Annotated in this window: 4 protein-coding genes; 2 read left to right on the top strand and 2 right to left on the bottom strand. The window is 70.2% G+C overall.

All coding sequences use genetic code 11. From position 1 onward, the window contains the following. Window positions 1–164: 164 nt before the first annotated feature. Window positions 165–731, bottom strand: a complete 567-nt coding sequence (locus AB0I04_RS03755; RefSeq protein ID WP_360878401.1) for a hypothetical protein — start codon at window positions 729–731, stop codon at window positions 165–167. A gap of 920 nt (window positions 732–1651) precedes the next feature. Next, complete coding sequence (locus AB0I04_RS03750) at window positions 1652–2917, bottom strand: NlpC/P60 family protein (protein WP_360878398.1); 1266 nt, start codon at window positions 2915–2917, stop codon at window positions 1652–1654. 724 nt (window positions 2918–3641) lie between these two features. Between AB0I04_RS03750 and AB0I04_RS03745 the strand changes: the two genes are divergently transcribed. Both AB0I04_RS03745 and AB0I04_RS03740 read left to right on the top strand, forming a co-directional pair. After that, entirely contained in the window at window positions 3642–5333 is a 1692-nt protein-coding gene (locus AB0I04_RS03745) for a hypothetical protein (protein WP_360878395.1), read from the top strand. Between the two features lie 138 nt (window positions 5334–5471). Further along, window positions 5472–12028 (top strand): polymorphic toxin-type HINT domain-containing protein (locus tag AB0I04_RS03740; protein ID WP_360878392.1); only part of this gene is annotated, 6557 nt, incomplete at its 3' end.

The raw sequence follows: 12028 nt of genomic DNA, 5'->3' as shown, positions 1-12028 counted from the left end.
AGCGGTGACGGTCGTCCTGCCGCGCAGGTCCGGCGGCTGGAGCGCGCCCGGCCCCACCCTTCGACCTGTCGTACGCGATCGCCTCCGCCCTGATCCGCAGTCAGGAGGCCTACGTGGAGACGGCGACCAGTGACGTGCGGCGGCTCGAGTGCGCCGGCGCCCGCTCAGGGGGCGCCTGCCGGCAGTGGAGCGCTCAGTTCCTCGTCCAGGCGGGCGATGGCCCGGTCCGCCGCCGAGAGTCGCCGCCGCAGGACCGTACGGCGTTCCGCCAACCGGCTCACGGCCGCGCGCAGGTAAGGCGTCCGCGAGCCCGGGGGGAGTCCGCGCAGTTCGGTCAGCGCGCCCTCGACATCGGCGAGGGCGCTCGCGAGGCGGGCCCGCTCGGTCGTCCGCCGCGACCGGTCCGTCGCTTCGGCCGTCCGACGGCGTAGCGCCGTGGCGAGCCGGTCCAGGCTCTCCTGCTGCCGGCCGAGTTGCGCCAGCGCCGCCAGAACCGCCGGCGTCCTGCGCGCGGCGGGCAGGCCGGTGAGTTCCCGGCGGGCGTTCCGCAGCGTCCGGATCCGGCCCTCGACGCGTTTCAGGGACCGAGCGACCGCGGCGGACCGCAGGCGGATGAGCGACTCCCCCGTGACCGGCGCCACCGTACGGGCCGATGCCCCGGGGCGCGGTCCGGCGCGATGGCCGGTGAAGACGGACGGCTGTGCGGCTGCCGCGGTCGCGAAGAGGATCAACGCGACCAGTCCGGCCGCCGCCCAACGGAGCGGGCGGATCCGCTGCGACGACTTGGCGCGGTGGTCGCGAAGGGGTCGCCGCTGCGGGACGTGCTGTTGGAGACGCTGCGGGAGCCGGTGGCGAACGGCACCCAGCCTCTTCCAAGCCTGGGACGGCCCGGTCAGGAGTCTGCGGGGCAGATGGACCGACGGGCGCGACCGCGTCCTCCGGCGCCGCTCGCCCCCGGCGGAGCCCGGTCGGCGCCCGCCTCTCACAGCGCCCGATCGACGCCCGCCGCTCGCAGCCCCGGATCGGCGTTCGTCTCCGGCACCGCGCGATCGGCGGCCGCCCGTCCGCAGGGGAATCGTCGTCGAATTCCGGCGACCGGCCTGCGAGCGGTCCTGCCCGGCGCGCTTCGCGGAGCCGTTGACCCGCTTCGCGGTTTTCGCCCTGTCCCCGCTCGGGGCGACCGACGTGCCCCGCGTACCAGCGGCCGACGTCGTGGCGGAGACCAGTGCGGGCTCTCGCGGACCATCCGCGCGCGCCGGTTCCGGGAGTGCGGCTTCTGAGCGCTCTGTTTTCCGGCGCTCCGCTTTCGCGGGCGCCGTTTCCAGACGTCCCCTCTCCGAACGCGGCCGTGGGGGCCGCATGGATGTCCCCTCGCGCGGGGGCATGGGTGCCGGCCGGCCGGCGGTCTCGTGATCCACGGTCCGCGGTGGCGCGGTGGCGACCTGCGCGGCGGAGGCAGACCGGTCCGGCACCGGCACCCGTTTCGGCGAGCCGCCGACCGGCACCGCGGCACGTCGCCGCCGGCGTGCCTCGGCCCGGTGAGCGGGTGAACAGTACAACCGGGGCGACCCGTCGATCGTGGGCGGCACCGACTGATCGCATCCGTCCAGCCGGCACACCTTCCTGGCGGCGCGTGCCGTCGCGAGCGGGCTCATCGGGCGCCGTCCCCGTGGGCGGAGGCGATGTGACGTGCGGCCGTGCCGGCACGGCGCGGTACCCGCCGGCCGGTCCCGTTGCCGTACCGGGCCGGTACCCGCGTGAGCCGAAGCGCATGGCCGCGCCGCGACGGCGACACCCGCGCGGGCCGATGGACCGTCGATCGGGTGCTCCGGCGAGTGGCCGAGCCCGCGGATCGGCGCGCCGGGGACTCCGTGTAGCCGGCCGGCGCGGCCAGTGCCGTACGGGCGGTGGAGCGGTGGACGGGCGATGAGGCGTCCGCGGTCTTGATCGCGGGGATCCGGCCGTGGAACGGGTGCGCCGGGTGGATGGCGTGCCCGTTCACGGGACGGCCGAAGCCGACCAGACCGTCCGCGCTGCCGACCATGAGGTAGTTCTGAATCTTGACGTCCGTGCCCGTGTGCGGAGCGGCGATCATCAGGTGACGCTTCGGGTCGATCACGATGCCGACGTGGCCAGGTCCGCTCATTCCTCGGTGGTATTCGAAGAAGACCAGATCGCCGGTCTGTTCGTGGCCCAGGCTGACGTGGTGGGTCTGCCAGTACTGGACGTCGGAGGTCCGCGGGATCGAGACGCCGGCGGCCTCGTACGCCTTCATCGTCAGCCCGGAGCAGTCATAGCCGCGCGGACCCTCGCCGCCGTAGATGTACGGCTTGCCCAGTTGAGCCCGGGCGTAGGCGACGGCCGTGGCGACGGCGCGACGTTCTCGTTCGTCGCGGGAGACGGCCGAGACGTTCGCCGGCGCGGTCCGGGCCGCCGCGTCGGTGACCTGCCCGGCCTGTGCCGTACGGGTCAGCTCGCCGATGGCACGGTCGAGGTCGGCGACGGACGCGCCGGGCAGCGCCGCGATTTCGGCGCGCGCCTTCCTCAACGCGGAGAGCGCGCGACGGACCTTTGTCAGGTCCTGCCGCGTGGCGGCCAGGGGGGCGTTCTGGACGGGTGCGGCGGCGACCGGCGCCTTTCCCGCGACGACCGACGCGTGTGCCGGTCGCCGATCGGAGGCCGGCGCGGACGCCGGGCCGGCCCCGACGCCGGGGACTCCCACGATCGAGATGACCAGCACGGCACCGATCAGTACGCCGATCGTGGGCGGCAGCCAGGCGCCGACCCGTGGTCTGTTCGGGAAGGAGATCGTGCGCGGCGTCGGTAGCGCACCGGTGATGCGTCGTACCGCGGCGCAGCGGCTGATGGTGCCCCAGAGGGCAGGAAGGCATGACGGGATGTGGCGGAGGGGGCGCATTGTCTGCTCCTGAGGATGCGCGAGACGCCGGGAGGCGCGCCCGCACGTGATCACGACGAAGTGCAGTACGCAAGGTGCGTCGCCAAGCCATGGCGACCAACACCATCCCGACGCGGCACGCCCCCTGCTTGCTCAGCAACAGGCAGACCGGACACCGCTGCGAATCTCCAGCAACGGCTCCGCCATCGCGCCGATGGCAGGGCCAGTGTGCGAAAAGATCTGCTTCGCGTCAAGACCTCTTCGGCCGGACGCCCCCGTGAATCGTCGATCCCGGTCGCCGGCGCTGGACGTGTCCTGACAGATCCGCTGCCCGACCGCGCGCGCCCAGACGGCGCCCCGCAGTGTTGTCGCCGACGCCGGGCCGGGTCATCGCAGCGATGTCCGCCACGAGTGCCCTGGCACGCGTCAGCGGACTGCCGGCGGCTCGATCATGACGGAACGTCCCTCACGGATTCCACGCCTGGAAATGCAGGGCTGAGAGACCTTGACACGTACCGGTCGTCCCCGCATTCTGGGCTTCGACATCCCACGTGCATTGGGTGCCAGTCCCTGATGCACGTGAAGGCGGGTCGCTGGCCAGGCCGCGACGTGCGTGACGACGGTGCTCCGTCGTCGGCTTTCTCCGGGGCGTTGCCCCGTGTTCCGAGACTGTTCACGCATTCGCATCCGCCGCGCGCCGGCCTCCTCGTACGGACCCCGGCGCGGCCGACGAGGAGACCCTCCCGTGTCGAAGAAGCCCAGATCCGTCTCTGCCCGGATCCTCCCCTCTGACACCCGCGACGCCGAGCGCACGGACCGACCCTGGCCACTGCTGCTGTTCGTCCTCGCCATCGCCTGCGGCATCATCGCCGTGGCCATGTCGGTACACCCTGGCGACGGCCGGAAACCGGCCGCCCAGGATCGGCAGGCCACCACGGCCGCCGTTGCCCCCCACCGGACGAGCAGGGGTGGAACAGCCAAGCCGGCCGAGAAGGACACCTCGCGTCGGCCCAAAGCCGCACAGGTGTCGACGAAGATCGCCGTGGGCACACCGTACGAGCGCCCGCTCCAGACGACCGGGCACCGCCGCGCGCTCGTCCGCAAGTCGCTGACGGCGATCGCGGGAATGCAGCAGAAGACGGTCGGCCGATCCGGGAAGCCCTCCGCCGAGCTGACCAAGCTGGCCGCGCAGCTGCGCTCCCAGGACAAGCAGCTCGCGCGGCAGCAGGCTCACCTCATCGCCGCCGCCCGCTCCTGGAAGGCGACCCGCGCCGCCGAGCGCACGGCCCCGGCACGGCGTCCGACGATGCCGCGAATCACTCTGGCCGCCGAGCACACCGCGACCAAGACGACGAAGAAGATGAAGGAGACGAAGGCGTCGGCCGGCCAGGCGAAAGCCACCGCCGTCGCAGACACGGTCGCCGCCTTCTCCGGCGACGCGGACACGACCGGGCTGTCGGCCTACCTCGCCGCTTGCATCGCCGAACCGTCAAAGTGCGGGACGACCGCCCCCTCAGCCGCCACCGCCACCCCGGCCGACACCGCGCCGTCCCAGCCTCAGATCTGCATCCAGGGTGGCTCGGGCACCGGTCAGAGCGTCACCTCCGAGGGACAGAACTCGTACCCGGCGATCGCCTGTGGCGACTGCCACCGTCTCCATCCCCTCGGTTCGGATGACGGCACGGCTACCGGCTCCGCCTCCAGAGAAGACGGCACGAGCGACGCGGCCGCACAGGTTTGCCCGCCGGTCTCCGACACCGGCGGTTCCTCGCCGAACACTTCCTCCCGCCGGAGCCCCACCCCCACCGGCGGCCAGGACGCTGGGGCGTATACCGGCACTCAGGACGGTCGGGACGGCGACGCCCAGGGCGGCCAATACGTCGGAGCCGATGACGGCGACCGGCCGGAGCACCACCGCGGCCACCATCACGACGGCGATCGGTCACACGACCACGACGCCAGGCAGGACCACGACGGCTCACACGACCACGATGGCCGGCGCAACGATGACGCCCGGTCCTATGGCCGAGACCGGTCGAGCGACACCACGCAGGGCACCACCCGTGAGAATGCGGGCGCCTCGGACCGGTCGGACCGGGTCTCCGTGTGTCCGGATACCACCCGCGGCTCCTACCGGCCGTGCTCCCCGTGCTCGAGCGCTCAGCATCTCACGCAGGGTCGGAAGATGATCCCGCTCTGCCTGACGACCGGCATGACACAGTCCTCTGATGGCTCGGCCTCGGCCGGCCGGGATGCGACGGCGTCGTACACCGCTCAGGACACGACGGGAGCGACGGGCTCGTACGCCATCGGGATGAATGCGGAGGAGTCGCCGAACGGCTTCTCGTCGGGGCCCGTGGGCTCGGACAGCGCCCAGGCCATCACTCGGCCCGCCATGGGCGGCGCACAGCCATACGACGCACAGACGGTCAGGTGACCCTGTGGAGGAATGCGCTCGGCCCGCGCTGCGCGGAACCGAGCCGACCGTCGCCGCCCATCGAGGCACGGGGCGGCGACGACCTCCACGGGGTGGTGATCGAAGGATCAGGGCTTCGGTGAAGGTGACGATCCAGCGATGAACTCCCTCCTTTTCGGCATGACGTCCGTGCTGCTGCTCGCGGCCACGCTGACGTCCCGGCGTACTCGCCTGCGCGTCGCTCCGAGGGCCGGCACGGACCCGGAGGCCACCACGTCCGTGGCCGCCGGCACCGGCAGACGTCCGGCACGGCGCTGCCGTCTGCTTCTCGCCCGGTCGCTCGCCCTCGCCGTCGTGCTGGGGCTTGTCGGCGGACTCATTCCGCGGGCGGACGTGATACCCCGCGCCGATGCGGCACCGGCCGCATCGGCCGATGGCACGCCGGCACCAGGCGACACGTCGGGTTCGCCCGGCCCTCCGGTGCCACAGAGCGGGCAGAACGCACCGCAGAATCCCGGGCCGCGCAGGGTCGGCAAACCGAGCCCCGCCGACGAGGCCCGGCTGGACCGGCTCAAGGCGGACCAGAATCGGCTCCGCCGACGGATCGACCGGCTCGGGCAACTGCAGGCGGCGGTCAACCTGCTACGGCTGTACGTCCAGCGCTGGAACGACGGAGTCCCGTCGCTGAACGCCCGTCTCCGGAAGATCGAGCAGCTGATTCGGGACAGGCGGTTCGTCCAGGCCGCCCGCGAGTACGCCACGCTGCGTCACGCCGTCGACACGTGGCTGCGCGCCCAGCAGGCGTTGACCGACAAGGCAGGAGACGGGGTGCCCGCGGATCTGCGGGCCATCATCGACGAGGAACTCCGCACCGGCAAGGAGACCGTCGGCCGGGCCACCGGCGACCAACTCGGCCGGGTGGCCGCCCTCGGCGAATTCATCCAGGGCGGTCACCTCACCGAGGCGCGGAAACCGTCGGCGTTGCAGACCGCTCGATTCCTCACCGCTCCGGCCAAGGACCCCCTCGCCCGTGACATCTCCTGGCTCACCGGGCAGAGCCCGCTGGCCGCGTTCGGGCCCAAGGCATCCCGGCCCGACCTGGCCAAGCTCGCCGACGCGGTGAACCGTCGGCTCACCCGGTCGCAGACGGCTCTCCGGGAGACATCGGCGGAACGCTGGGAGTTGCTGTACGACCTGTACCCCTCCCTCGCTCAGGTCGCGAAAGGCAACCCGGCCATGTGGGACGGGGCCGTCAAGGACGAGGTGATCAGCTCCCGGCCGGCCGGCCCGGTGACCATCAGTCGCCAGAAGTCCTCCGCCACCGCCCGAGGGCGCCTGCTGGACGGCTCCCCCGACGTACGCCGGCTGGAGGCCGGACGCTTCGGCTCCCTCCTCCAGCACATGGGTGTGTACAAGCTCAGCGTCAAGGACGGCGGATACGTCCAGCGAAAGGTGACGCTCCGGAACGGTGACGTGTACGAGGTCAAGGGCCGGATCACGACAGAGACGGCCACCGCCGCGCTCCCCTTCACGGCGGACTTCAACCTGCTGCAGTATCTGCTGGGCAAGCTGCCGGTCTTCATCACGAACGGCTCTGACACCGGCAGCGTCTCCCTGTCCCAAGACTTCATCACCGGGACCGCCACCAAGATCGAAAGTCCCCGTAACAGCTTCCTTCCGCAGAGCATCGAACTCCAGGGGGAGCCGAACGGTGCGGCGAACCTGACGGTCAGCAAGGGGACCCGCGGCTGGCGGGCCGGTCTCCAACTCGCACTGCCCGTGCTGATCGGCCGCCTCGGTCTCACGGTGCAGTGGAAACAGTCGACCGACACGATCAGCGGATCCCTGGAGGGCAGCGTTAGCGACCCGCTGGGCCTGGGGATCAAGCCGCTGTCGAGGTCCATCTCGGCCGAGTCTCCGAGCACCGGCATCACGCAGAAGATCAAGAAGATCACCCGCACACCGGATCCCATCGCGCTGCCGCCGACGGAGAACGACCCGGAGTGCAAATGCTTCCCCGCGGGCACGCCGATCTCCACCACCCGGGGACCGAAACCGGTCGAGGACATCCGGGTCGGAGACATGGTCTGGGCGCATGACCTGCGGACCGGGCGCTCGGCGCCGCAACGGGTCACCGCGCTGTACCGCCGTCCGGCGACGGAGATGCTCACCTTCGACGTCGCCGGTACCAAGGTCCAGGTCACGCCGGATCACCCGTTCTGGGTGCCGGGCCGCGGCTGGGTGCAAGCCGGCGCTCTGCGCGCGGGGGATCCGTTGCTGCGGCGCGACGGGACGACCGTCCGTCTGCGCGCCGTCTCCCGCCGGCGGGTGCACACGACGGTCTACAACTTCGGCGTCGCCGACGATCACGACTACTACGTCGGCGACGCCGAACTCCTGGTCCACAACTGCACGCCCACGTCGGATGAACAGCCGGCGGGCGAGACGCAGGTCGCCAAGTCGTTCGGTAGTAACGCGGAGGCGGCCCGATACGGGGAGAAGACGTGGGCCGGCACGTGGAAGACGCTCACAAGACAGCAACGGAACGCGGTGCAGGACTACGCGGCCGCGGACTACAAAAAGATCAACGATTCGCTGCGCGGGAGCGGACAGCCGCACCGCCTCGTCCCGCTCATCGACGAGGCGCTGGCCAAGCATCCGGTGCCCGAGCGCCTGCAGGTGTTCCGGTCCGTCGATGAGGACGCCTTCACCCGCCCGGTCACCGAGTTGGCCGGTACGGCGGAGAAGGCCAAGGGTTACACCTCGGCGGAGCTGGCGGCCAATCCGAAATTCGCCTCCTACAAGAAGGTGCTGCTCCACCTGGAGATCGAGCCGGGCACGCCCGCCATGTACCTGGGCGACGAGCTCGGCAACCCAAGCGAGCGCGAACTCCTCCTGGCCCGCAACCTGCGGATCCACTACGACCGCGTCGAACTGGTCAAGCACTCGTGGGGAGAACGCTGGCACGTCTACGCCACGATCGGCCCGGACACCGACACCCCCGGCGCGTCGCGCAGGTCCGGCGTGAGCACCCCGGCGACCACGACATCCCCGGTCACGACGATTCGGCAACTCCTGTCGCAGGCGTACGGGCAGGGCTGGGACCGCACCGGCTATGTGCAGAACCTCATGCGGCAGATCGAGCAGGAACTCGCCTCCGCCCTGCCGTCCGACTCGACGACCGTGCGGCAGGCGCGCAACGAGAAGATCGCGGGCCTGCTCCAGGAGATCGTCCAGGCCCTCGAGAACGCCCGGGACAACGGCGGTCAGTACGCGACCGACGCCTCGGACCCGTCGATCCAGGGCGACGCCGCCGAGGCGCCCCGGCAGCAGGCGCTCGACCGGCTCACCGACCTGTACGTTCGGATGAACACCGATCCCGGCTCGGTCTCGATCGACGAGATCTCGAGTCTGATCGGCCGCTTGACGCCGGAGCGCATCACCCCCGGCCGGCCGCTCCTCTACCCGGACCTACAAAAGGCCGGCAGCCTCATCCGCCGCATCCAGCAGGAGCGGGCAAAGGGCGACCAGGCCGATCAGAGCCTCATCGACGACCTGGAACAGCAGCTCCGGACCACGCTGCACACCATCGTCACCAGCCCACAGGTCGGCGGAGGAACGGCGGTCCGAATCCAGGTGCCGAGCACGGGTGCCCGGAAGACCACCGGCACCGGCGGCCCGTACGAGATCGCTCGGCCCACCACGATCGGCACCCCGGCCCTGCCGCCCGAGATCGTTCCGTACGGTACACAGCCGCAGCAGACGCCCGTCGAGTTCACGCTTCCCAACGGGCAGCAGATGACGCTGCCCGCCACGCCCCAGATCTCGTACCCCGGCCTGTCGGTCCCCGCGTACGTCACGTCTCCCGACGGCCGCATCACCCTCCCGCGGACCGTGGTGACCACGCCCACGCCGCGAATCATCGCCCCGGCGACGACGGAGCTCCCGCAGTGGACCGGCACCGAGGTCGCGCTGCCGGGCCGGCCGTCGTCGTCCCTGCCGGCCTCATCGATCGGCGAAGAGAACTACACCCGGATCACCCCGCTGTCATCGGCCAGTGCCGCGAATGCCCTCGACACCGTGAAGTCCGGCGGAGACGTCGTCATCGACCACGGCGGCGGCAACTACACCCGGTTCACCTCGCTGCCGACGGTCGAGAACGAAGAGGCGGTGGTCTGCAACTGCTTCCCCGCCGGCACGCCGGTGGCCACCACGCGTGGCAGCGTGCCCATCCAGCACATCCGCGTGGGAGACGAGGTCTGGGCGCACAGCCTGACCACCGGCCGTACCGAGGTGCGCCGGGTGACCGCCCTGTTCCACCGGCACGCCACCCGGATGCTCACCCTCACGATCTCGGGCGGCGTCACCGTCCAGGTCACCCCCGACCACCCGTTCTGGGTCCAGGGGCACGGCTGGACGAACGCCGATGACCTGCGTCCCGGTGACCGGCTGGCCCGGCGGAACGGCGGGACCGCCCGGCTCCTCCGGGTGACCGAGCGCCGGGTCTCCACCACCGTCTACAACTTCACCGTCGCCGGCGACCACGACTACTACGTCAGCGCCGCCCAGCTCCTCGTCCACAACTGCACGCCCCCCGGCGGCCAGCACAGCGTTCCACCGGAAGAGCCGATCGTCGTGAACGGGGTGGTCGAACAGCCACTCGTGCCGCGGTCCTCCGACATGGTCACACCGAAGCAGCCGATCGTGAACGCGGACCCGCCCGTTTCCTACGAATACCCGCAGTCGTCCGGCTTGAGTGAGGCCGAGGAAGGCGTCCTAGGCCTGGCCGGCAGCTCGCTGCTGGACGCCTACAGCTCGTACGTCGTCTCGAGCCAGGACGTCCGGGGCAATGTGCTGGACCTGGTGCACAACTATGCACTGATGCAGCAGGCCCTCAAGGAGCACGGTCCGGGTTCATCGACCGTCCGGTACTTCCAGGACCACATCAACTGGCTGCTCAGCCACTCGGACTCGAACGAGGCTGAGACCCTGCTGATGTACGAGCGCCTGACCAAGAATCCGACGGCGCTCGCGCTGGCCGTGAAGGACTGCGGCAGCGATGACCAGTGCGTACGGCAACGCGACCAGCAGTGGTCGAGCCTCTACGGCAACACGATGGAACAGGAGGTCACCAACGAGACGCTGCAGTACGGCACGGACCCGCTGTCGCTGGCCCGCCCGGTCTACGGCGACGGGCACAAGCTCCTGTATGTGATCAACACCAGAACGGGCGAGCCCGATGATTACCTCAAGCTGGTGTACCAGTACCGGAATTCCGGTAACGGAAAGCAGGCGTCACAGCTCGCCCAGCAGATCGCCGATCGGCAGACGGAGATGTGGCAGCGGGCAGGCGTCCCTCAAGACGTCATCGACAAGGCCAACAAGGGAGACACCACCGCGTTGCGGCAGGCGAACCAGGCGGCCACGAACGTCGACGCCCAGCAGCTGCAGGTCACCGACTCGGTGAACGGGTACCAGTCGCTGGTCAGCGGGTTCACGCCGGACAAGAGGAAGAGCAACACCGAGAACTTCAACGATCTGAAGCGGTACCTCGGCGACCAGATCGACAAGAACAGCAAGGCGGTGGACAGCCCGTACGCCGCGGACCTCAACCCGTCGATGCTGCCCTTCGACGGAGGATCCATCACCTACAAGAACGGGACCTTCAGCCCGAAGGACCCCAACGACCTGACAGCCGGCCTGACCGCCATCCAGATGACCGAGAACCTCTCCTCGATGGGCGACCAGGCCGGCCTCGCCGACCACCTCGACCAGTCCCAGCAGCAGGCGCAGAACAACCTGAAAGCCGCCGCCAAGAAGAAGGCCGTCGCCTCGCTGAAGGCCGCCGGGTACAACGTGTGGATCGATGAGAAGGGCCAGGTCTGGTACTCGGGCAGCGGGTCGGCGTCTGCGGACGTCGTCGGATCGAAGGTCGACTCTGAGGTGACGAAGGACTTCCACTCCGCTAACGCGACCTACCAGACGGACCGCCTCAACGCTCTGATCTGGGCCCGGAACAACATCCGGCCGTACGTCGGCGAGTCACCCGAGTCGTACGCCAAGCGCCTGAACGAAGCCGCCGACAAGGTCGCCAACGAGCAGCAGAACGGGAGCAGCGCCCAGCAGGCCCAAACCGACGTCTCGAACAACATGCCGCCGGACCCGAACCGCTCCAACCATGAACTGGGTCTCCCGGGGAACACGGAGGGCACCGACTCGACGGCCTACGTCCAGCCGACGATCGACCAGCAGAGCGAGATACAGAGCCAGGCCTGTCAGCAGGACGCCGGCTGCGCCCAGTCGACGCAGGACTACAACAAGAGGGTCCAGCAGGACCGCCGGCAGATCGTCAAGAACCGCCTCCAGGATGCCTACCAGCGCCTGGGCGCGGGCAGCACCGCTGCTCCCGCCACCGTCCAGCCCATCACGAGCCCCGCCGACCTCGGCCATGGCACCGGCGGCTGCGTCGACGGAACCCACTGCGTCGACGCCAACGGCAACGCCTACATGAAGGGCGGCTCCACCGCTCAGTCTCCGCAGCCGCACGACGGTGGCAACAAGGACACCGGATCGTCCAACGAGCACTCGGGAACTCAGGGCGAACTGAACGCCCTCGATACGGTTTCGAAGCAGAACGGCGACGACAACAAAGACTCGCAGGACAACGCCAAGCAGCACGACAACCACAACGGCGACACCTCCAACGAAAATAACCC

Source organism: Actinoallomurus sp. NPDC050550, from assembly GCF_040655075.1.
GTDB lineage: Bacteria > Actinomycetota > Actinomycetes > Streptosporangiales > Streptosporangiaceae > Actinoallomurus.
The sequence above is the reverse complement of the archived record's forward strand: the minus strand, read 5'-3'. Positions and strand labels throughout refer to the sequence as shown.

Coding starts and splice junctions, on each gene's coding strand:
- AB0I04_RS03750 (WP_360878398.1), bottom strand. CDS start 2,917: ATGCGCCCCCTCCGCCACATCCCGTCATGCCTTCCTGCCCTCTGGGGC.